This window comes from Acetobacter sp. A11-2, assembly GCF_040208445.1.
In the GTDB taxonomy this organism is placed as follows: domain Bacteria; phylum Pseudomonadota; class Alphaproteobacteria; order Acetobacterales; family Acetobacteraceae; genus Acetobacter; species Acetobacter oryzoeni.
Genome location: NZ_CP157843.1, coordinates 1,559,520 through 1,581,480, shown reverse-complemented (window position 1 = coordinate 1,581,480; position 21,961 = coordinate 1,559,520). Strand labels below are relative to the sequence as shown.

Sequence of the window (21,961 nt, the reverse complement as noted above, 5' to 3'; positions counted from 1 at the left end):
GTAATGAAGGGGAATGACGTATTCTGGTTCTTCCTCATCTGCTCATACATCATCGGGGTTTCCGCAGCTTGATCGCCGTGTGTTGCGAGAGGCCGCCTTGGCGCATCTGGCGCGGTTTGGCACCACGCGCCACGGGCTGGAACAGGTGCTTCTGCGCCGGATTGCACGGTGGGAGAAGCAGGCCCTCAAAGCCGGAGCAGATACGGAGGAAGTAGCCGAGGCCGCACAAGCGCTGCGCCCCGTAGTGGCTGAAATAGCAGAAGAAATGGTGCGCCTTGGCGCAGTGGATGATGCCAGTTTTGCCACATCCCGCGCACGCAGGCTGGTGCGCTCTGGCCGGTCTGGCCGGGCGGTGCAGGCGCATCTGGCCGCGCGCGGGGTGGAAGCAGATCTGCGCGATGCCGCCTTGCAAGATGCGGTGGAAGGGTTTTCTGCTGCGCAAAGAGAGTTATGTGCCGCGCTGGTTCTGGCCCGCAAACGCAGGATGGGGCCATTTGCCACACCTTATGTTGCGGATGATGAGGCCGATACCGAGCAGGCTCTGGCCCGCAGGCACAAGGCGCTGGGTGTGCTGGCCCGTGCCGGATATGCGCGGGATGTGGCGGAACAGGTTTTGGATATGTCCCCCACAGAAGCGGAGGACTGGATGCAACGTTTGAGGGCCGAATCGTGAAGCGTAGCCTTGTTCTTGTTCTGCCTTTATTGCTTGCCGCCTGTGCCGGTGGGCGCGGAAGCTGGAACGGATCTGTGCAGTGTGCGCCTTATGCGCGTGAACATTCTGCGGTAAACCTGCGTGGTGCTGCCGCAAGTTGGTGGGGGCAGGCGCAGGGGCAATATGCGCGTACGTCCTCTCCGCGTCCGGGGGATGTGCTGGTGTTCCGTTCTACTGGCAGGCTGCCATCGGGCCATGTTTCTGTTGTCAAACAGGTGCGGAATTCGCGCCTGGTGCTGGTAGATCACGCAAATTGGGAGCCAGGGCAGGTTACGCGCCACGCCCCTGTGGTTGATGTTTCACCCAATAATAACTGGACACGTGTGCGCGTATGGTGGAGCCCCATTCATGCCATGGGCAAAACGGTTTATCCGGTTTATGGCTTTATTGAACCAATAGGCACGGGTGGCAGTTAACACCCAATAGGCGGATAGGCCACGCAAGGAAAAACTTGCAAGAAAGTGTTTCCGCCATCATGTACAAACAAGGATGTGCAGCACACGATCATTTTGGCCGGGTGCCGCAAGTGTAGGGGACTGGTTTGATGGGTAGCTTAAGTATCTGGCACTGGCTGATCGTGCTTGTGGTTGTGCTTGTGGTTTTTGGTGGTGGCGGCAAGATCAGCTCGTTGATGGGTGACATGGCCAAGGGCATCAAATCCTTCAAGAAGCACATGGCGGATGATGAATCGATGGATGATGGCACGGCACGCCCCGGTAACGGCCATATTGCTCCGCCGCCTGCATCTTCCACAGTGGAGCAGCGCACGGCTGCACCAGCAGATAAATCTGTTCAGCCGTAAGGCTCTACCAGTTCAAGACGGGCAGAGAACGCCATGGATCAAACCGTTACGGATTTTGCCCGCGCCGTACAGGATATTCTGTTTGCCGGGCAGCGGATGGATCAGCGCGGGTGGGTGCCTGCCACAGCAGGCAATATCAGCCGCAGGCTGGCAGATGGCCGCATAGCCATTACGCGCTCTGGCTGCCACAAAGGCTTTTTGCAGGCGGCAGACGTTATTACCGTAGATATGCAGGGCAAACCGCATAGCCCGGAAAACCGGCCTAGCGCAGAAACGCTGTTGCATTGCCAGATTTACCGCCATTTTCCGCAAGTGGGCGCAGTGCTGCACGGCCATTCCGTGGCCTCCACTGTTTTGTCTATGGAAGAAGAAACAGCAGCACTGACGCTGGCGGACTACGAAGTTCTGAAAGTGTTTGAAGGGCAGACCACGCACGAAACATCCGTGCAGGTGCCCTTGTTTGAAAACGATCAGGACATCGCGCGGTTGGCGGAAGTGGTAGAGCCCTTTTTTGGCACCGGTATGCCAGCTGGCTACATTATTCGCGGCCACGGTGTGTATGTGTGGGGCAAGGATATGCCCACCGCCCTTGCGCGGCTGGAAGGGCTGGAGTTCCTGCTGGCCTGTGCGCTTGAGCGAAGGAAACTGCACGTATGAGTTCCCTGACAGTTTACAAGGATACCACCCCCGAACACCCCGTGCTGCAAACGCAGGACCCGGTAGAAATGGCCCGCGTTCTGGCGCCACTAGGCGTGCGGTTTGAGCGTTGGGAAGGCCCGCAAATTCCCCCAAGGGATGCGGATGAGCAGGCCGTGCTGGATGTGTATGGCCCGTTTTTGGACAAGCTGATGGGTGAAACGGGCGCAGGCTCTGCCGATGTGCTGCGCGTTAGCCCTTCCACCCCCAACCGTGAGGCCTTGCGGGACAAATTCCTGTCCGAACATACGCATAGTGAAGATGAAATCCGCTTTTTTGTACATGGCAGCGGACACTTCATTCTGCATATTGCAGGCTATGTTTACGATGTGGAATGCACGCAAACTGATCTGATTTCTGTGCCAGAAGGCACAAAGCACTGGTTTGATGCCGGGCCAGAGCCAGATATGGTCACGCTGCGCATTTTCACACACAAGGAAGGCTGGGTAGCCCGCTATACAGGCACCGATATTGCCCGGCAGTTTCCTTCTTACGCAAACTGATTGAGGGCATGATGGCCGATACCCGGATTCCTCCGCGCGTGGTGCTGCTGGATATTGAAGGCACCACCCTGCCAGTGGCTTTTGTGCATAAAGTGCTTTTTCCCTATGCGCGCAAACACCTGCCCGCATTGCTGGAGCAGCGTGAAAACCCGGTGGTGCAGGAAGCACTGGCGCAGATTGCCCAAGCCGCTCCCGGCGTGCCACCTCTAGAGCAGCTTGAACGCTGGATGGCGGAAGATGCCAAGGTTGCCCCGCTTAAAAGCCTGCAGGGCCTATGCTGGCAGCAGGGGTATGAAAAGGGGGAGCTGGAAGCCCAGCTTTACCCGGATGTTGAGCCCACCTTAAAGGCATGGAAAGCCGCGTGCCTTACGCTGGCCGTGTATTCCTCTGGTTCCGAAGCCGCGCAGAAGCTGATTTACGGCTATACCGAGCAGGGGAACCTGACCTCGCTTTTCAGCGCGTTTTTTGATCTGCGCGTTGGTGGTAAGAAAAGCGCGCAAAGTTATCGCCATATTCTGGAACAAAGTGGCTGGCAGGGGCAGGATGTGCTGTTTCTGTCCGATGTGGTGGCAGAGCTGGATGCAGCGGCCCAAGCGGGCCTGCGTGTATGCCAGATTGCCCGCCCGGAAGATGGCACGGTGGCAGGTACTACCCACCCTGTAGCGCAATCTCTGCCGCAGGCGGGGCAGATGTTTGGCCTGCCGGAAGGAGCATAAAAAGTGCTGAAAGCCCGGTTGCACACAAACTGGCGGGATATTCCGCCGGAAGCGCATGGCTGTGCGGCAGCGCTTGGCAATTTTGATGGTGTGCATCTGGGCCACGCCCATCTGGTTCATTCCACCCACGCGGCGCGGCCAGATCTGCCCTTGGCGGTTGTTACGTTTGAACCCCACCCGCGTGAACTCTTTCGCCCGCAGGACCCACCATTCCGCCTGAGCCTGCCGGATGAGCGCTTTGCCGCTCTGCAGGCGCTGGGTGTGCAGCATGTGTTCCAGATCGGGTTTGATGAAGAGTTCTCCCGCATGACGGCGGAACGGTTTGTAGAAGACGTGCTGCACGATGCCCTGTGCCTGCGCCACGTTGCCTGCGGGCCGGATTTTGCCTTTGGGTATCGGCGCGGGGGCGATGTTACGTTTCTGGCTGAACGCACGGGTGAGCTGGGCATGGGCTTTACATCCGTGCCCGCACTGGCAGATGCCGCAGGGCCATATTCCTCCACCCGTATTCGGCGGCTGTTGCAGGAAGGGTATCCCGAACGTGCAGCGGAAGAACTGGGCCGGCCGTGGTTTATTCGTGGCCAAGTGCAGCATGGTGATAAACGCGGGCGTCTGCTGGGCTTTCCGACAGCCAATATTCCGCTAGGGCGGCATCTGGAGCCCGCACGTGGGGTTTACGCCGTAACGGTGCGCCTGCCCGGTGGTTATACACGCCCCGGCGTGGCCAATATTGGCCGCCGGCCCACCATTAACGATGGGCAGGAAAGCCGCGTAGAAGTGAACCTGTTTGACTTTGATGGTGATCTGTACGGCCAAACACTTTCTGTAGCGCTGCACAAAATGCTGCGGCCAGAGCAACGCTTTGCCGGGCTGGATGAGCTCAAGGCCCAGATCGCGCAGGATGCGCAGCAGGCGCGCATGGTTCTGAACGCCGAACTGGCAGGCATATAACCCCCTGTAAAAGTGCGGGCAGATAGGGCAGAATATAATTTGCGGCTGCAATGTGGCCGTTCATGCTTGACCCTGCGCTTGTCCTTTTTGATAAGAGCCTGAATGCAAGATGGTTTGACCAGCACATGCAGGGCCAGACCATGAACCCGAACTGAAGTGACATCACCCGCTCATGACCACATCCAGCAGCGACCAGGACACCCAATCCCCCGCCGATCTGTATCGTGATACGGTGTTCCTGCCCCGTACCTCTTTCCCCATGCGCGGGGGCCTGCCAAAGCAGGAACCGCAGTGGCTGAAAAAGTGGGAAGAAACCGGGCTGGATGCGCGGCTGAAACAGCAGGCTGAAGGGCGGCCTGTGTTTACGCTGCATGATGGCCCCCCGTATGCCAATGGCCACCTGCACATTGGCCATGCCATGAACAAGATCAACAAGGATGTGATCAACCGCGCCCATCGCATGTCTGGTTATGGCGTGCGCTACGTGCCGGGGTGGGATTGCCACGGCCTTCCCATTGAATGGAAGGTGGAAGAAAAATACCGCAAGGCCAAGAAGGACAAGGATTCCGTACCTGTGCTGGAATTCCGTGCCGAATGCCGTGCCTATGCGGGTGAGTGGCTGAATATCCAGATGCAGGAATTCAAGCGGCTTGGCGTGCAGGCGGAATGGCAGAACCGCTACGCCACCATGGATTTCTCATCCGAAGCGGCCATTGTGAACGAAATTGGCAAGTTCCTGCTCAACGGGCGGCTGTATCGTGGCCTGCGGCCCGTAATGTGGAGCCCGGTTGAAAAAACCGCTCTGGCCGAAGCCGAAATCGAATATCACGATCACACCTCCACCACCATTCTGGTGGCCTTCCCGGTTGTGCGGGACCCCACGCCAGCCCATGCGCTGGAAGATGTGTCTGTTGTGATCTGGACCACCACACCGTGGACCATTCCCGGCAACCGCGCCTTGGCTTATGGGCCGGAAATCACCTACGTGGTGCTGCGGGTGGATGAAACGGGTGAGGGCGCATTGCTTGAGCCCGGCGCAAAGGTGCTGGTGGCCGAAGCGCTGGTGGATGCCTTCTGTCAGGAAGCCCACGTTACTGCGCACCATATCCTCTACACCCTGCCGGGCAGCGCGCTGAAGGGGGTTGTATGTTCCCATCCGCTGCGTGGTGCCGGGTATGATTTTGATGTGCCCATGCTGCCGGGTGAATTTGTGACAACCGAGGCCGGCACCGGCCTTGTGCACATGGCGCCTTCTCATGGTGAGGATGACTTCCAGCTTTGCCGCATGTACGGCGTGGAAGTGCCAGAAGTGGTGCAGGCTGATGGCACATACGCCCCGTGGGTGCAGGGTTTTGCAGGCACGCATGTGTTCAAGGCGGCAGATGTTGTGTGCTCCACGCTGGAAGCCGTGATGGAACATGCCAACGCCAATGGCACAGCCCCGGCTGGCTTGGTGGGGCGTGGTGAAATTGTGCATTCCTACCCGCATTCATGGCGTTCCCGCGCGCCGGTTATCTACCGTGCCACGCCGCAGTGGTTCATCCGCATGGATGGTGAAGATTCGCTGCGTGAAAAAGCCCTCAAGGCGCTGGAAGATGTGACTTTCGTGCCCGCACAGGCGCGCAACCGTCTGACATCCATGATCCGCACCCGCCCAGACTGGTGCATCAGCCGCCAGCGCGCATGGGGCGTGCCCATTGCCGTGTTTGTTGAAAAACGCACCGGCGAAGTGCTGCGCGATGCCGATGTGATGCAGCGCGTGGTAGATGCCTTTAAGGAAGAAGGGGCAGATGCATGGTATAGCTCTGAACCCGCACGCTTCCTCGGCCCGGATCGGAACCCGGATGATTACGATCAGGTGTTCGATATCGTGGATGTGTGGTTTGAAAGTGGTTCCACCCACGCCTTTGTGCTGGGCCAGCCGGGGCTGAACTTCCCTGCTGATCTGTATCTGGAAGGTTCAGACCAGCATCGCGGCTGGTTCCAGTCCTCTTTGCTGGAAAGCGTGGGTACGCGCGGCGTTTCACCCTACAAGGCGGTTGTGACCAACGGTTTTGTTCTGGATGAACAGGGCCGCAAGATGTCCAAATCCCTCGGCAACGTGATTGCCCCGCAGGATGTGAATGACAGCTTGGGCGCAGACGTGCTGCGCCTGTGGGTGGTGAACTCCGATACCAATGATGATCTGCGCATTGGCAAGGAAATTCTCAAACAGCAGGGTGAGCTGTATCGCCGCCTGCGCAACACGCTGCGTTGGCTGCTTGGTGCGCTGGATGGCTACACGGAAGCAGAAGCCGTACCGTATGCCGAACTGCCAGAGCTGGAACGCTGGGTTCTGCATCGTCTCACAGAACTGGGTGGGCTGATTGCCCGCGCGGTGGAAACGCATGAATGGGTGGGTGTGTATCCGGCCCTGCATGGGTTCTGCACCACGGATCTGTCTGCATTCTACTTCGATATCCGCAAGGATGCGCTGTATTGCGATGCACCTTCCAACCCCACACGCCGCGCAGCCCGCACGGTGCTGGACATTCTGCACCGCTGCCTGACAACATGGTTGGCCCCCGTGCTAGTGTTTACGGCGGAAGAAGCATGGACATCCCGCTTTGGGCCAGACCAGAGCGTGCATGAACAGGCCTTTCCTGAACTGCCCGCAGAATGGAATGATCCGGCATTGGATGAACGCTGGGCGCGTATTCGTTCCGTGCGGCGTATCATCACCACGGAAATTGAAGGCGCACGGCGTGAAGGCACCATCGGTTCCTCCCTTCAGGCGCAGGTTGAACTAACGTTCTCTGAAGAAGAAGCCGCACTGTTTGCCGGTGTAAACTGGAGCGAACTGGCCATTGTCTCCCACGTGGATGTGGTGGTGGACCCCACGTCTTCCTCCATTTACGTGGAAGGGGATGAAGGTGGCACGCTGCATGGTGCGCCGGTTGTGCAGGTTGCAGACGGTGAAAAATGCGTGCGCTGCTGGAAGGTTCTGCCAGAAACTGGCACGCGGGATGATTACGCTGGCCTGTGCCTGCGCTGCGCCGATGTGGTGGAACAACAGGGTGGCCCGCACACAGGGCAGGAGGGCGCGTGAGTTCTCGCCCCTTTATGCTGCGTCCGGCAGGCCTTGGCCTGCTGGTGCTGATGCTTACGCTTTCAGCAGATCAGCTGAGTAAATACTGGATTCTGTATGGGCTGGACTTGCCCGCACGGGGTTCTGTTAAAGTGCTGCCGTTCCTTAACTTCACTATGGTATGGAACCACGCCGTTACTTTTGGCATGTTTGGCGGGCTTGGCGGGGCGGGGCGCATTGTGTTTTCTGCCATTGCGCTGGCCGTGGCCTGCTGCCTTCTGGTATGGATTTTTCGCACCCACAGCAAACTTACCGCTGCGTGTGTTGGGGCCATTACAGGTGGAGCCATTGGCAACGTTATGGACCGTGTGCGCTATGGGGCCGTGGTGGATTTTCTGCATGCCCACGCTTTTGGGTGGTCATGGTATGTATTCAACGTGGCAGATTCCGCTATAGTATGCGCCGTATGCATGCTGCTGGTACAGAATTTTCTGGCAGGCGGGCAGCAACAAGACAACGTAAAAACCGGGTAACCCCCAAAGGGCTTGGTGTTTTTTCAGGATGAGTGGAAGGCAGACGATGGCGCGCCGTGTTTCGACACTGATTTCTCCGCTGCTGCTTCTTGGCGGCTGCTTTTTGCTAAGTGGCTGCTCAGGGAACGAAGCCGCCCGTGCTTTCGGGCTGGAACGCAGCCTGCCGGATGAATACACGGTTACAACCCGTGCCCCCCTTTCCATGCCGCCATCAGATGAGCTGGTAAAGCCCTCAAAGGGTGATGACCGGAGGCAGGATGAAAGTGAACGCCTGCAGGCGCTGGAAACACTTTCCCCCGATGTGGCGCTGCGCGGCACAAACGGTGATACCAGTGAAGGCCAGACCATTCTGGTGAACGAGGCCACAGAGGCATCGGATGCGCCAGACCGGGGTGAGCTGGGTGAAGCCGGTTCGGGCTTTGTGCAGGAACTGATGTTCTGGAAAGGCGGCAAGGCCGGGGCTGTGGTGGATGCAGATGCAGAAAACCGCCGCCTGAAAACCAATGCTGCCCTTGGCAATTCCCCCACCAAAGGGGTTACACCCACACAGCACGCCAAAGGTTCCGGTCTGTTCTGATCGGAAAGGTCTAACCCATGTCCGGCCTGTTTGCTGAACCCGGTATGGATACAAACCAGCCCGAAACGCCGGCCCATGTGCGGCGGCTGCCAGAGGTTATTGTCAACCGCATTGCTGCGGGTGAGGTGATAGAACGCCCCGCCGCAGCAGTGAAGGAACTGGTTGAAAACGCCATAGATGCAGGTGCCCGCAGGCTGGAGGTTTCTCTGGCTGGTGGGGGTGTGGACCGCATTATCGTTACCGATGATGGTGTGGGCATGTCCGCCGATGATCTGGCTTTGGCGGTAGATCGGCACTGCACATCCAAACTGCGCGATGAAACATTGGTGCATATCAGCACGCTCGGCTTTCGGGGGGAGGCTCTGCCTTCCATCGGCGCGGCGGCGCGGCTGTGCATTACCTCCCGCCCAAGGGGGGAAAGTGGTGCGTGGCGTATTCGGGTAGAAGGGGGCAAGGTTTCCCCCGTTGAACCCGCAGCCGGTGCGCCGGGCACCAGTGTGGTGGTGGAAGACCTGTTTTTTGCCACCCCCGCCCGTCGTAAGTTTCTGAAAAGCGCGCGCGTGGAAGGCCGACACGCTGAAAATGTGGTGCGCCGTCTGGCCTTGGCTGTGCCGCAAACGGCTTTCCGGTTTGTGCTGGATGAGCGCGTGCTGTTTGATCTGCCCGCGCAGGATATGGCCGCCCGGTCTGCCGCGCTGCTGGACGCCAGCGAGGCTGATGGTTTTTTAGAAATTTCTGGTGAACGCGATGGCATGACCCTTAGCGGGTTTATCTGCCCGCCATCAGTCCATCGGTCCACGGCCAATGGGCAGTTCATGTTGGTAAATGGCCGCCCCGTGGTGGACCCGGTGCTTAAAACCGCCGTGCGCGTGGCTTATAGGCGTGTGATTGAGCCCGGCAGGCACCCTGTGGTGGCGCTTATGCTTACGGTGCCGCCGGATAGGGTGGATGTAAACGTGCACCCCGCCAAAACGGAACTGCGTTTTGCGGATGAAGCCAGCGTGCGCTCGCTGGTTATTGGCACCATTCAGCGTGCGTTAGAGCATGGGGCTGGCAGTGTGGGTGTGCGGCCTGTTCTGTCTTCCGCACCACGGCAGGCACGTATTTGGTATCCGCCAGAAAAGGGGGCCGCACCCCCTATTCCGGCTCCTGCGTTTCATGCTCCCACACCAGAGGGGGTGCGGTTTGCAGAAGGCCGCTTGCAGTTTGGTGATGCCCCGGCAGCCAGAACCTTGCCGCCTGTTGCCATGCCTTCACCCGGTGCTGGGTGGGATGCTCCGGTGGTAAGCGCACCACCGGCAATCGGGCAGGCTGAGCCTGCTTATGGGGCCTCCGTACAGCCAGTGGCGGCAGATCACCCCTTGGGTGCGGCTGTCGCACAGGTGCTGGACACCTATATTCTGGCCGTAGCCGCAGATGGCAGCTTGGTGCTGGTGGATCAGCACGCGGCGCATGAGCGGCTGACGCATGAGCGTTTGCGGGCGCAGTTTTTAAGCGGGCATGTGCAGGCGCAGCGTTTGCTGGTGCCCGATGTTGTGGATCTGCCGCGCGTGCAGGTTGAACTGCTGCTGGCACGCCAACCCACGCTGGAAAAACTGGGTTTGGAAATTGAAGCCTTTGGCGGCGACTCCGTTTTGGTGCGTGCCTTGCCCGCCATGCTACGTAGCAGTGATGCCGTAAGCCTGCTGCGTGATCTGGCCGATGAGCTGGAAGCAGATGAAAACGGTGCGCCGGATGAAATGGCAGCACTTGATGGGCGGCTTGATGCGGTTATTGCCCGCATGGCCTGCCACGGCAGTATTCGGGCCGGGCGCCGGCTGAGCGTGGAAGAAATGAACGCGCTGCTACGCCAGATGGAAGAAACACCCCGTGCAGGCACGTGCTCACACGGGCGGCCTACGTGGCTGAAGCTCAGCAAGGCCGATCTCGAAAAGTTGTTTGGCCGCCGTTAGGGATATGGCTGTTCTGCGTAGTGTGATCGGCTGAACGTGAACGGCCACCTGCTGGCATCAGCCCGCAAAAAAGAGCAGGTTTGCAGCATCTTCATATAACCTGAATGGTGGTGATGCCGTGCAGCCCATCCTGCTTTCGCTCATAACCTATCTTCCTCTTGTTGCGGCGCTGGTGGCATTTTTTGCTCCCGGCAGGCCAGAACAGCAGGATAGTACAGCCCGGTGGGTTGGGCTGTGGAGCAGCCTGATCACCCTTGGCCTTGGCGTGCTGATGTGGCTGGAGTTTGATCCCGCCCAGCCCGGCCTGCAATTTGAAACACGCCTGCGCTGGATGGGGGATTACGGTATTTCCTACCATACGGGGGTAGATGGCATTAGCCTGGTGTTCATTCTGCTTACAGCGTTTTTAACCCCGTTGGCGCTGGGGGCTGGCTGGCGCAGTGTGCATACACAGGGGCGGCAGTTTGTAGCCGCCATGCTGGCGCTGGAAACAGCCTTGTTTGGCCTGTTTTCTGCACAGGATATGCTGCTGTTTTACGTGTTTTACGAAGCAACGCTTATTCCCGGTAGCCTGATGATAGGCGTTTGGGGTGGGCCAAAGCGCGTTTGGGCTTCGCTTCAGTTCTTTCTGTTTACGTTTGGTGGCTCGCTGTTCATGTTGGTGGGGCTTATCACCATGTGGCTGCAAACGGGCACTACGGATATTCCGGCTTTAATGCACGCGGGCTTCTCCCAGCCCTTGCAGGGGTGGTTGCTGCTGGCCTTTCTGTTGGCCTTTGGTGTTAAACTGCCGCTGTTTCCGCTGCACGCATGGTTGCCCGATGCGTATTCCGAGGCCCCAACACCGGCATCGGCCATGCTTTCTGGCGTGCTTTCCAAAACCGGCGCTTACGGGCTGCTGCGCTTTGGGGTGCTGATGTTTCCCGATGCTGTGCGGCTATTTGCGCCCTATGTGCTGGCGCTTGGGGTTGTGGCCATTATTTACGCAGCCTTTGTGGCCTTTGCCCAAACAGACATGAAACGCGTGATTGCGTATTCCTCCTTTTCCCACATGGGCATGATTGCCGTGGGCCTGTTTACGCTAACAGCGGAAGGCATTGATGGTGCAATCTTTCAGATGCTCTCGCACGGGGTGGTAATTGCCGCGCTGTTCTTCTGTGTGGCAGCGGTGGCGTGGCGGTCTGAAACCCAGCAGATTGATGCGCTGGGTGGCGTTGCGCGCCAGATGCCGGTGCTGGCTTTGTTGGCTATGCTGTTCACAATGGCCAATGTGGGGCTGCCGGGCACAGGCTCCTTTGTTGGGGAGTTGCTGGTGCTTATGGGCGCTGTGCATGTGTCCTTCTGGGTGGCGCTGCTGGCAGGCAGCACCATGATTATGGGGGCGGTTTATATGCTCTCATTGTATCGGCGGGTGCTGTTTGGGGGCGTAAAAGGCACGGTCAGCCTGCTGCGAGACCTGACAGCCGCAGAAATTGCCGTGCTGGCCCCGCTGGCCATTGTTACATTGTGGATGGGTGTGCACCCGGGCAGCTTTACCCGGTTGTTTGACCCCGTGATTATGCAGGCCATTCATGGCAGTGCGGCCAATGTGGCTTCGGCTGCTGGCCACAGCGTTTTGCATGTGGCGGCCCGTTAACAGGGTTTAAAAGTGTAGGTTCTTCTAGTTGGGCAGTTCTGGCACATCTCGTGCTGGAGCTGCCTTTTGTTTTGGTGTGCCAGGGCTGAGAATAATACCGGCCGATGCCGCCACCACGCACAAAATACCGCAGAGCTGAAGGGGGGATGGCGTTTCGTGCAGGATAACCGCGCCAGCCACCGTGGCGCATACGGGTTCCAGACTGCTGAGAATGCCGATATCGCGGGCGTTCAGGTTCTGCATGGCCAGCATTTCCAAAGAATAGGGCAGGGCGGAAGAACAGAACGCCACCAATACGCCCAGCCCCAACATGGCGGGGGCTGAAAAGCCTATAATCAGGGCTGGCACAAAGCAGGGCAAAAACACCACGCATGCACCGCATGCCATGCCCAGTGCGCAGGCATGTGCCCCCGGCACCTTGCCAGCCACACGCTGCCCAAACAGAATATATAGTGCCCAGCAGAGCGCGGCCAACAGGGCAAACCCCACACCTGCAAAATCGGTTTTGGTGGAGGCTGAAGGGTTAAGCACCAGTGCCAGCCCCAATATGGTAAGCAGAATCCAGCCAATATCAGAAAGTTTGCGAGAGCCCACAAAAGCCACAACAAGCGGGCCAATGAACTCCAATGTAACCGTTGTGCCTAGCGGTATGTGCTGGAGCGCCAGATAGAAAAAGGCGTTCATGCCTGTCATGGCCAAGCCATAAGGCAGCACCAGCCGCAAAACAGGGCCTGACAGAAACCTCCAGCTTCTAAAAAGCGGCACCAGCATAAATGCTGCCAGACAAACGCGCAGGCCAACCACCCCGGATGTGCCAAATACCGGAAAGATGGATTTGGCAATGGAAGAGCCAAACTGAATGCACACCATGCTGATCAGAAGTTGAGACAGCGCCAGCAGGCGTGCGTGAAGGGGCAGTGCAACAGCGGCAGAAGAGGGGGCTGCTGTCATGCACACTCATATAGTGGCAGATGAACAAGCCCTATGATGGGTTGCCCATCTGCCGTGTTGGAGAGCGGGTTAGACATCCAGCAGGTCATCCACTGTGCGTGCATGTTCCTGAATGAAGGCAAAGCGCAGCTCTGGCTTGCGGCCCATCAGGCTTTCTACCCGCTGGCGTGTTGAAAGCCTGTCTTCCTGCGGGGTGACTACGCGCAGCAGGGTACGGCGCTTGGGGTCCATTGTTGTTTCTTTCAGGTCCCCCGGCGGCATTTCCCCCAGCCCTTTAAAGCGGGAGACATCAATTTTACCGCGCGCCTTGAACTCGGTTTTCATTTTGCGGTCACGGTCTGCATCATCCATGGCGTAAACTGATTTTGCGCCTTGTGTCAGGCGGTACAGCGGGGGCTGGGCCAGATACAGGTGGCCGTTACGGATAAGCTCCGGCAACTCACGATAAAAGAATGTCATGAGCAGCGAGGCAATGTGCGCGCCGTCCACGTCTGCGTCAGTCATGATAATCACGCGGCCGTAGCGCAGCTTGGAAAGATCGAATCTATCGCCAGATCCGCAGCCCAGTGCTTCAATCAGGTCACGCAGTTCCTGATTGTTGCGCAATTTTTCTGCGGTGGCGCTGGCAACGTTAAGAATCTTCCCGCGCAGGGGCAAAACGGCCTGTGTTTCACGGTTACGGGCCTGTTTGGCCGAACCTCCTGCCGAGTCGCCCTCCACCAGAAAGATTTCCGTATCCGGGGCAAACTCCTTGGTGCAATCCGTTAGCTTGCCGGGCAGGCGCAGGCGGCGTGTCGCACTTTTGCGCGGTGTTTCCTTTTGCTCCTTACGGCGCAGGCGTTCTTCCGCACGTTCTATGGCAAAGCCCAGCAGTGTATCGGCCTGTGGCGGGTTTTGTGCCAGCCAGTGGTCAAACCTGTCACGCAGAGCCGTTTCCACCAGCTTGCTGGCACCAGATGAGGTGAGTTTTTCCTTGGTCTGGCCCTGAAACTGCGGATCACGAATAAATACGGACAGCCGCCCGGCACTCATGCCCAGCACATCTTCCGCCGTAATGGCGGAGGCTTTTTTGATGGAGCGTTGGTCCCCCCAAGCGCGCAGGCCTTTTACCAGCGCGTTGCGGAATCCGGTTTCATGCGTGCCACCCTGCGGGGTGGGGATGGTGTTACAGTAAGATACCAGAGAGGCCGGGCCGTTTTCTAAAAAAGCTACGGCCCATTCCACCTTGCCGTTATCTGTGCCGTCTGCTGCGGGCGGCAGAGGGGCTTCTCCAGCCCACAGAGGGGTAAGCAGCGGAGCCTTGGGGCCAAGCTCGTCCGTCAGGCTGTCTGCCAGCCCACCGGGGAAGTGCAGGGTGGCTTCTGCCGGGGTTTCATCCCCCGCTTTAATCAGCGCCGGATCGCAGGACCAACGGATGGTGACGCCACGGAACAGAAACGCCTTGGAACGGCAAAGCCGATAAAGGCGGGAAGGCACAAACACATGCGTGCCAAAAATTTCCGGGTCTGGCTGAAAGCTGATCTGCGTGCCGCGCCGGTTGGGGGCTGCGCCCACTTTTTCCAGCTTGGTTACGGGTTTGCCGCGTTCATACACTTGCTTCCATACGGTGCGATCACGCGCAATTTCCACTTCCATACGGGTGGAAAGCGCATTCACCACAGAAGAGCCAACCCCGTGCAAGCCGCCGGATGTGGCATATGCCTTGCCAGAAAACTTACCGCCCGCATGCAGGGTGGTAAGAATAACTTCCAGCGCAGAACGATCGGGAAAGCGCGGGTGTGGGTCTACCGGAATACCGCGCCCGTTATCACGGATTGTCAGGCGGTTTTCCGTATCCAGCCGCACATCAATGGTGTTGGCATGGCCTGCCACGGCTTCATCCATGGCGTTATCAAGAATTTCCGCCGCCAGATGGTGCAGGGCACTTTCATCTGTGCCGCCAATATACATGCCGGGGCGGCGGCGTACGGGTTCCAGACCCTCCAGAACCTCAATGGCGCTGGCATCATAGACCTGTGCAGCGCCTGCCTGCGTGCCCGGCTTGGCATCGCGGGTTTTGCCGGTGGAGGATTTGCGGGCTGGTGGGGTATTGGAAAACAGATCGCTCATGCGGGAAATCTGTCCCGCGTTGGCGCTGATTCGTCAAGCGTAGTGGTGAGGGGGCGGCAAGCTTTTAACAGCTTCCTTGCCAAAGCCCCCTTACCAGAAGGCTTTTTAGGCGCGGCGTGTGGTACGGCGGCGCGTAGTGGTATGCGTTGTGGAGCGGGAAGCAGAAGGCGCTGCGCAGGTTTCAAAAGAAGCAGGCTGCGTGACGTCCTTTGCATCGGAATAGCTGGAAAGATCTTCCCCGCTTTCCAGTGCGTTCACTTCATCAAACATGGCAAGGCGCTGCTGGCAGAAAATGGTGCCAGACTGCAGGCCACGTTCAGACTGCACATTGGCCAGCTGCGTGATGTAATCATCATGCTCCTGCTGGGCACGGCGGCCATAGGTGGTGCGGAAGTAGCCGTTCAGGCGTTCTTCTTCCCGCAGAAGGGTGGTGCGGAACTTGGCCACGAATGAGTTGTACCGATCCTGCGCATTGCAAGACAGCGCAGTTACCATCAGTTCGCTTTTAAGGCCCTGCACGTTAAAGGCTTCGTGCGCAGGGGAGTGGCCACATTCGCTGGCGGCAAAGGAAGCCGAGCTGTGCAGAACGCCCGCGGCAAGAACCCCCGCGGCAAGGAAACGGGAAAAGGACATAGTACCTCCGACAGATGCTGGGAAGGGAATACCGCATTCACGCAAGAAAGAAACCGGTATTTTTTCATACCGTCTGCCTGCTTTGGCAGTTGCGGGTAAGCCAGCATGTTATTTTGGCGTAAAAGTTGGGAAAATAGGCGGCTCTGTTTAACAGAATATTTGCGGTTAAAAGATGTTTTCGCGCATTTGTGTGAAAGTTGATATGCGACAAGCTGCCCAGCTGTGCTGTATGCCTCTTCCTTCCTGCTGCGGGATGTTTTAAAGGCAAATGCGAATCACGCTTTGTGGGTAGGGGGCAGATGCCCGGTTTGGGCCTCTTTCCATTCACCTCTGAAGCGTGCACAAGAGATTGCAAGTTTTAATTGATACAACAGAAGCGGAGCTGTCGAGTGCGCTTACGAGGAATTGCCGGTTTGGCGCTAACTGGTGGGATGCTTGCCGGCTGTGCAACAACGGGCGGCCCTATTCATATCGGGTCTCCCAATCCCTTTGGGTATCTTAAAAAGTCTGCCGTGTGCAGCACAACGCCTATCAAGAAAGAGGCTGACGGCTCCCTTTCCACCACCATGACCGTGCGGTCTGATGATGGTCTGTGCGAAGTGCTGGTAGATCAGCCCGGTGGCAAGCCGTATGCATCCTTTGGGGTTTCTCCTGCGCCAGAACACGGCAAGGCGTTCCTGTACACGCTGGATAGCGATACGCACGTAACCTACACCCCCACACTGGGTTATGCTGGGCAGGATACGTTTACGGTTATCCTTATTCCCGGCCCCGGCCAGCAGCGCACACGCCTGACAGTAACCGCTCAGGTAGATGCAACTGGCGTGGTTATTCCGCACCCGGCTGTAGCAGCACCTGCTGTGGAAGCTCCTAAAAAGAAAGCAGTGGTGCGCAAGGCTGTTACGCGTAAGCGCTAATCTGCCCTGCTACCCAACTTTTGGGTGATGACATAAAAAAAACGGTGCCCCAGAAATGGAGCACTGTTTTTTTATGCCATGACGCTCCGGGCAAAACCCGGCAGCGCGTTGGGCCGAATAGAAATTAAATGGAAAACGTAATGGGCTCGGCCAGCGGGCGTTTCAGGCCAGCGGATTCTGCCTGTTTTACCAGATCATCCAGCGTGGTCTTGTTCATCTGCGTAATCAGTTTCTGATCAAACTTATCCCAACACGGGGCCAGAACTTTCTGGAACAACGCGCCCTGTGGGCCATCATTGGCATCAGCATCTGTGTTCAACACAGCTTCAATAATATCCACCAAGGAAATATCGCGCCGGGGGCGGCCAAGCCGATAACCCCCACGTGGGCCACGAATGCTTTCCAGCAAACCAGAACGGGAAAGAGCCTGAAGCAGTGGTTCTATGCCACGCCGCGCCAGTTCGGAGCGTTCTGCAATATCAGCAGCACTTACCGTGCCGGAACGCCCGGCGTAAAACGCAACATCCAGCATAATAAGAACGGCGGTCATGGCTCTATCACGACGGAGGATCATGCAAAACAGTCCCTGTCCTGGTTGGGGTATGGTTGATCATGTTTTATTTCCAGATCTTATGTTCAGTATAGCAGCACAGATATGGTTTATCTACGCTATAAATTCGTATTATATGGTGCTTAGAATTGTAAAACAGACATGGGAGAGTTTCTAATGCCAGCATCAACGCAGGAAAAAGCGGATTACGGCTTTGCCGCACCCAGAGGGCGGGTTTACGAGTCTGTCCTTAATCTGGTGGGGGGCACGCCGCTTGTTGCGTTGCCACGGCTGACACAGGAAGATGAGCTGAAAGCCCGCGTGCTGCTGAAGCTGGAATTTTTTAACCCGCTTGGGTCTGTCAAAGATCGGATTGGCACCGCCATGGTGCTGGATGCTGAACGCAAGGGCCTGATTACACCGGGCCGCACCCTGTTGGTAGAACCTACATCGGGCAATACGGGTATCTCTCTGGCATTTGTAGCTGCTGCACGGGGCTACCGGTTGATTGTGACTATGCCAGAAGGGGCCTCTATTGAACGGCGCCGTATGCTGCGCCTGATGGACGCGCAGGTGGAACTCACCCCCGCACGTTTGGGCATGGCCGGTGCCATTGCCCGTGCGAATGAGATTCTGAACGAAACCCCGGATGCATGGATGCCAGATCAGTTTGATAATCCGGCAAACCCCGCAGTGCATGCCGCCACCACGGCAGAAGAAATCTGGGTAGATACGGATGGCAAGGTAGATGTGGTTGTGGCCGGTGTTGGCACAGGCGGCACGGCCACGGGCATTGCAGAGGCCCTAAAGCCCCGCCGCAATACTCTACAGGTTTTTGGTGTGGAACCAGCGGAAAGTGCGATTCTGAATGGTGATGAACCCGGCCCCCACGGTATTCAGGGTATTGGCCCCGGTTTTTGCCCTGCCACGCTGAATACAAAGCTGCTGGATGGTGTCATCACCGTTTCTGAGCGTGAGGCCATTGCTGCGGCGCGCCGTTGCGCCCGTCTGGATGGTATTCCGGTAGGTATTTCTTCCGGCGCATCCTTGCATGCCGCATTACAACTGGCCGGGCAGGATGAATACAAGGGCAAGACCATTGTAGCCATTGCGCCTTCCTTTGCCGAACGTTACCTGTCCACCCCTTTGTTTACCGGTCTGTAAGGCCGGTTTTCAGCTATCAGGTTTGGCCGTTGGCCACAAAAAAGCCCGTTCGGCCATGTGGCCAACGGGCTTTTTTGAAGCTGTAAAGCTGAAGCCGATTTTTAGCGGAAAATAATTTCCACGCGCCGGTTCTGGGCTTCCTTGGTGTTGGGGCCCGTTGTGACCAGCGGATGTGTTTCACCATATCCGTGAATATCAATGGTGGTGCCCGGTACGCCATCACGCATCAGTTCGGCTTTCACCACTTCTGCACGGCGGAGGGAAAGCCGCATATTGTATTCTTCACCCGCTTTCTGGCCGGGGTGGGCGGAGGAGTTATCCGTATAGCCAGAAACCGTAATGCGGGTTAGCGCCACATGGGCGGCTGCCTGTGCGGCTACGCCAACAATGGAACGTGCCCGATCTGTAAGGTCGGATTTATCCCAATCAAAGAACACCAGATAGCTGCGGGCAGCTGCCGGGGCGGGTGCTGCCACAATAGGTGCTGGTGGCGGTGGCGGCGGGGCCGGATTGAATTCATACCGCAGCCCCAGCATGAGGGTGTGGTTGAAATCGGTTTTGGTATCGTGGTGCCCGCTGGAGAACTGATACGGGTGTGTCTGGTTGATGCTGTTGATGGTGCCGCCAATGGTGCCCCATGACGTAGCGCCATGAGACTGCGGGCCAAGCATGGTCCAGAACCGATATTCCGCTGTGGCAGAAAGCCCTACAACCCACGGAATGGGGAAGGCGAGGCCAAAAATGCCCTGATAGGCAAAGTTGCCAAACGTGCCGCCCATTTTTTCTGCAAGCTGGTTGCCCGGTGCGGTTACGGATGTGCGCATGGCTGTCCAGCCATAGCCAATACCGGCCCCAAAATACGGGAACAGCCAAGGCTTGCCGATATCCAGATCAAACAGGGCGTTGGCCATAACGCCATAGGTCTGGCGGCGGCCATCTGCACGGCTGTTGAAGGTGTTGGTGACAAACCGCTGGTAACCCATGCTGCGGTAATCGCCTTCAACTTCCACACGGAAGCCGTTGCCCAAACCCCAACCGATGGAGCCAATACCCGCAGCGCCCGTGCGCCAGCGGTCTCGCCCATCAGGAAACTGGGCGGACGTACGTACGCGCTGATCCTGGTTAAAGGTAGCACCACCTTCACCCGCAATATAAAGCCCCTGCACAGGCTGGGCTTTTGCGGTTACGGCAGCACACAACAGAAGCCCCGCGGCCAGCGGCGCAGAAAGCAGCGTTTGCGCAAGCAATTTCTGGCGCGGCTTCATGGTCTTCTCCCTGCTATGGCAGTAGTCGCGCGATACGTCCGGCATCGCATCTAATAGTACGAAGGCACACATGCTTGCCTTCTTTGCTGTAAAGTTGCCCGCTGTGCAACAGGTAGAACGGCCAGTTGACACAAACAGACGGGATTTATGTGTAATAAATGCCGCAGGCGTGTGCGATAAGCCACAATTAAGGAAATTGTATCAGAGCAGTATTGCTTCAAACGAAGGGCTGAAGCTGTCCGATTCAATTTCCAGAACCCATAAGTCGGGGTCAAACTTAACCTGACGTTCTATAAACTTCTGAATCTGTTCCGCATCAACGGGCGTATTACCTGTGGCCCGCAGCCATGCGGGGTCTCCTTCTGGGGTGCGTGTTTGGCTTAAAACCACGCCAGAACCGTTGCGCGCCGCCAACACGACCAGAATTCCCCCTGCGTCCGGGTCTCCCTTGCGCAACAGCATGGCGGAGCTGCCATCCTGCCCGCTTTGGCGGAGTATGGCGCGGGCCATGATATCGGTTTTAAGGCGGGGTGGGGGTGTCATGTATCCTGCCTTATGGGGCTGCGGAAATCTGGGGAGATGTGACGGCATCATCCGGGATGGCGTTGATGGCGGTTTTATACCATTCCGGATTCTCCAGCACGTTACGTGCCACGTTCACATCCCGGTCAGTGCCCAGAGCGGCGGGGCAGGTTTTACGGATGGCCATGATCTGTGAAACGGGAATCGGAAAGCGCGCGTTGCGAGATGCCGTAATGGCAGCCTGATTGGCCACTTGCCCCTCTGCCAGATCGTGCAGGTTTTTTTCTACATCTGCAGCACCAAGGCTGGTGCAAACCTGTGGCATCACGCCAAGGCCCTGCAACGGCCAGCGCAATGGGGCTATCACGCGGCTCCATGTTACAAACAGCTCACCTTCATCGGGCAACTGGGCTACGGTTTGCACCAAGCCTTTGCCCAATGTGGCGCTGCCAATTACCACAGCGCGGCGATGGTCCGCCAAGGCTGCGGCCAGAATTTCTGCGGCACTTGCCGTACGTCCATCTACCAGAATGGCAATGGGCAGGCCGTTTGTCATATCTCCACCCTGTACAGCCCAGATATGGTTGGCCTGCGCATCTCGCCCGCTGGTTACGGCAGCCACACCTCTATCAAGCAGCAGGGCGGCGGCGGTTACGGCCTGTTGCAGCACGCCGCCACGGTTGCCGCGCAAATCTATAATCAGGCCTTTTAGGTGCGTATCCTGCACGGCCTGATCCAGATACTGGCTCATTTCCTCAGCTGTGTCGGAGGAAAAGGCCGTCACGCGCAGCACCACAATGGAGCCACTGGCAAAGGCAAATACGGTTTCTGGCGGTGTTTTGGCACGGCGCAGGGTTACGGTGCGGGCGCGGCGCTGGCCGGGTGTGAGCAGGCGCAGCACTACGGGGGTGTCTTCTTCCCCCCGCAACCATTCCATAACCATTTCGGGCGTTTTGCCTGCCGTTAAACGGTTATTGACGGAAAGCAGCCGATCTCCCGTATCTACGGCGGCTGTCCACGCCGGGCCGTTGGCATTTATGGCGGAGATAACAAGGTAGCGGCCACTTTGCCCAAGGCTGACACCAATATCTGCTTCTCCCCCTACGCGTGCGGCCCGGTCTGATGTGGCGGAACTGGGGCCAATGTAGCGGGAATAGGGGTCCAGATGGTTAAACAGCTCATCAAAAAAAGCCTGCACCAGCTCTTCGCGGCTGGTTGTGCGCACAATAAGAGAATGCGCACGGGCGGTATCCAGAAAATCAACGGCAATCTGTGCCCAATCATCCGCCGAGCCATCTGTGGGGGCCGGGCGGGAGAGCAGGCTGGTCTGGCCTGAAAGCAGCTGGATGTTGGCCCCGCGGGAATCGAAAGACAGGGAAGGATCAAGCGCTGAAAGGCTGGCCAGCCCCCAAAGCGTGAAATCCCGATAACTATGCGCTTCTAGCGTGCGCGGCTGTAAAAACTGCAGCGCGGTGCTGATAACGGATTTAACCATCAGCATATCTGGCACTGGGGGCTTGTCTGGCACCGCAGCAGCAGAGGCAGGTTGCTGTTCAGCCACAGATGATGCTGATGCAGCCGCCTGCGTTGTGGAGGCAGACCCCGGAGCACTTTCTGGTGGTGGTGTATCGGATTTGCTTTGGGCGTGTAATGGCGCAGGCTGGCAAAAAAGCAACACAGCCAGCACCATGCCCGGCAAGGCACG

At 57.8% G+C, this 21,961-nt stretch carries 21 protein-coding genes; 14 read left to right on the top strand and 7 right to left on the bottom strand.

Annotation, left to right across the window (positions count from 1 at the left end):
- The first annotated feature begins 13 nt into the window (after nucleotides 1-13).
- The 12 genes from ABNV41_RS07540 to ABNV41_RS07485 all read left to right on the top strand — a co-directional run bounded on the left by ABNV41_RS07540 (nucleotide 14) and on the right by ABNV41_RS07485 (nucleotide 12,145).
- Nucleotides 14-673: a RecX family transcriptional regulator gene (locus ABNV41_RS07540; protein WP_050819443.1), complete on the top strand. Its 660-nt coding sequence runs from the start codon at nucleotides 14-16 to the stop codon at nucleotides 671-673.
- Nucleotides 670-1,128: a CHAP domain-containing protein gene (locus tag ABNV41_RS07535; RefSeq protein ID WP_050819444.1), complete on the top strand. Its 459-nt coding sequence runs from the start codon at nucleotides 670-672 to the stop codon at nucleotides 1,126-1,128. Before ABNV41_RS07540 ends, ABNV41_RS07535 begins: the two co-directional genes overlap by 4 nt.
- 128 nt (nucleotides 1,129-1,256) lie before the next feature.
- Nucleotides 1,257-1,514 carry a twin-arginine translocase TatA/TatE family subunit gene (locus tag ABNV41_RS07530; protein WP_050819445.1) on the top strand — a complete coding sequence of 86 codons (258 nt, stop codon included), beginning with the start codon at nucleotides 1,257-1,259 and terminating at the stop codon, nucleotides 1,512-1,514.
- A 33-nt stretch (nucleotides 1,515-1,547) separates the two neighbouring features.
- Nucleotides 1,548-2,171 (top strand): methylthioribulose 1-phosphate dehydratase, encoded by a 624-nt coding sequence (locus ABNV41_RS07525; RefSeq protein ID WP_128105051.1) that lies wholly within the window; start codon nucleotides 1,548-1,550, stop codon nucleotides 2,169-2,171.
- On the top strand, nucleotides 2,168-2,713 hold the full coding sequence (locus ABNV41_RS07520) for an acireductone dioxygenase (protein ID WP_349934520.1): 546 nt from the start codon (nucleotides 2,168-2,170) through the stop codon (nucleotides 2,711-2,713). The genes ABNV41_RS07525 and ABNV41_RS07520 overlap by 4 nt, the downstream gene beginning before the upstream one ends.
- A gap of 11 nt (nucleotides 2,714-2,724) precedes the next feature.
- Nucleotides 2,725-3,429 (top strand): acireductone synthase, encoded by a 705-nt coding sequence (gene mtnC / locus ABNV41_RS07515; protein ID WP_080986856.1) that lies wholly within the window; start codon nucleotides 2,725-2,727, stop codon nucleotides 3,427-3,429.
- Nucleotides 3,430-3,432: 3 nt separating this feature from the next.
- The gene (locus ABNV41_RS07510; protein WP_196332534.1) at nucleotides 3,433-4,380 is read left to right on the top strand and encodes a bifunctional riboflavin kinase/FAD synthetase; all 948 of its coding nucleotides are present in this window, start codon (nucleotides 3,433-3,435) and stop codon (nucleotides 4,378-4,380) included.
- 172 nt (nucleotides 4,381-4,552) lie between these two features.
- Nucleotides 4,553-7,468 carry an isoleucine--tRNA ligase gene (gene ileS / locus ABNV41_RS07505; protein ID WP_050819448.1) on the top strand — a complete coding sequence of 972 codons (2,916 nt, stop codon included), beginning with the start codon at nucleotides 4,553-4,555 and terminating at the stop codon, nucleotides 7,466-7,468.
- A complete protein-coding gene (gene lspA, locus ABNV41_RS07500; protein WP_050819449.1) occupies nucleotides 7,465-7,980 on the top strand; it encodes a signal peptidase II in 516 nt (171 codons plus the stop codon). Before ileS ends, lspA begins: the two co-directional genes overlap by 4 nt.
- A gap of 46 nt (nucleotides 7,981-8,026) precedes the next feature.
- Nucleotides 8,027-8,557 (top strand): DUF3035 domain-containing protein, encoded by a 531-nt coding sequence (locus tag ABNV41_RS07495; RefSeq protein ID WP_050819450.1) that lies wholly within the window; start codon nucleotides 8,027-8,029, stop codon nucleotides 8,555-8,557.
- A 17-nt stretch (nucleotides 8,558-8,574) separates the two neighbouring features.
- Nucleotides 8,575-10,509, top strand: coding sequence for a DNA mismatch repair endonuclease MutL (gene mutL, locus ABNV41_RS07490; RefSeq protein ID WP_080986764.1), 1,935 nt, complete (start codon nucleotides 8,575-8,577; stop codon nucleotides 10,507-10,509).
- A gap of 118 nt (nucleotides 10,510-10,627) precedes the next feature.
- The gene (locus ABNV41_RS07485; protein WP_050819451.1) at nucleotides 10,628-12,145 is read left to right on the top strand and encodes a NuoM family protein; all 1,518 of its coding nucleotides are present in this window, start codon (nucleotides 10,628-10,630) and stop codon (nucleotides 12,143-12,145) included.
- A gap of 24 nt (nucleotides 12,146-12,169) precedes the next feature.
- Here ABNV41_RS07485 and ABNV41_RS07480 read toward each other — a convergent pair whose 3' ends face one another.
- The 3 genes from ABNV41_RS07480 to ABNV41_RS07470 form a co-directional block, all read right to left on the bottom strand.
- Complete coding sequence (locus tag ABNV41_RS07480; RefSeq protein ID WP_349934519.1) at nucleotides 12,170-13,096, bottom strand: EamA family transporter; 927 nt, start codon at nucleotides 13,094-13,096, stop codon at nucleotides 12,170-12,172.
- 69 nt (nucleotides 13,097-13,165) lie between these two features.
- A complete protein-coding gene (gene parE / locus ABNV41_RS07475) occupies nucleotides 13,166-15,205 on the bottom strand; it encodes a DNA topoisomerase IV subunit B (RefSeq protein ID WP_050819453.1) in 2,040 nt (679 codons plus the stop codon).
- 105 nt (nucleotides 15,206-15,310) lie between these two features.
- On the bottom strand, nucleotides 15,311-15,838 hold the full coding sequence (locus ABNV41_RS07470) for a hypothetical protein (protein WP_050819454.1): 528 nt from the start codon (nucleotides 15,836-15,838) through the stop codon (nucleotides 15,311-15,313).
- A 389-nt stretch (nucleotides 15,839-16,227) separates the two neighbouring features.
- Between ABNV41_RS07470 and ABNV41_RS07465 the strand changes: the two genes are divergently transcribed.
- Entirely contained in the window at nucleotides 16,228-16,755 is a 528-nt protein-coding gene (locus ABNV41_RS07465; protein WP_050819455.1) for an Ig-like domain-containing protein, read from the top strand.
- A 124-nt stretch (nucleotides 16,756-16,879) separates the two neighbouring features.
- Here the strand turns inward: ABNV41_RS07465 and ABNV41_RS07460 are convergent, their stop codons facing one another.
- Nucleotides 16,880-17,329, bottom strand: coding sequence for an Rrf2 family transcriptional regulator (locus tag ABNV41_RS07460; RefSeq protein WP_050819456.1), 450 nt, complete (start codon nucleotides 17,327-17,329; stop codon nucleotides 16,880-16,882).
- 138 nt (nucleotides 17,330-17,467) lie between these two features.
- Between ABNV41_RS07460 and cysK the strand changes: the two genes are divergently transcribed.
- Nucleotides 17,468-18,469 (top strand): cysteine synthase A, encoded by a 1,002-nt coding sequence (gene cysK / locus ABNV41_RS07455; RefSeq protein ID WP_196332535.1) that lies wholly within the window; start codon nucleotides 17,468-17,470, stop codon nucleotides 18,467-18,469.
- 101 nt (nucleotides 18,470-18,570) lie between these two features.
- Here the strand turns inward: cysK and ABNV41_RS07450 are convergent, their stop codons facing one another.
- The 3 genes from ABNV41_RS07450 to ABNV41_RS07440 form a co-directional block, all read right to left on the bottom strand.
- The gene (locus ABNV41_RS07450) at nucleotides 18,571-19,806 is read right to left on the bottom strand and encodes an OmpA family protein (RefSeq protein ID WP_196332536.1); all 1,236 of its coding nucleotides are present in this window, start codon (nucleotides 19,804-19,806) and stop codon (nucleotides 18,571-18,573) included.
- A 129-nt stretch (nucleotides 19,807-19,935) separates the two neighbouring features.
- Entirely contained in the window at nucleotides 19,936-20,277 is a 342-nt protein-coding gene (locus ABNV41_RS07445) for a DUF1491 family protein (RefSeq protein ID WP_050819459.1), read from the bottom strand.
- A 10-nt stretch (nucleotides 20,278-20,287) separates the two neighbouring features.
- Entirely contained in the window at nucleotides 20,288-21,946 is a 1,659-nt protein-coding gene (locus tag ABNV41_RS07440; RefSeq protein ID WP_196332633.1) for a S41 family peptidase, read from the bottom strand.
- Nucleotides 21,947-21,961: the final 15 nt, after the last annotated feature.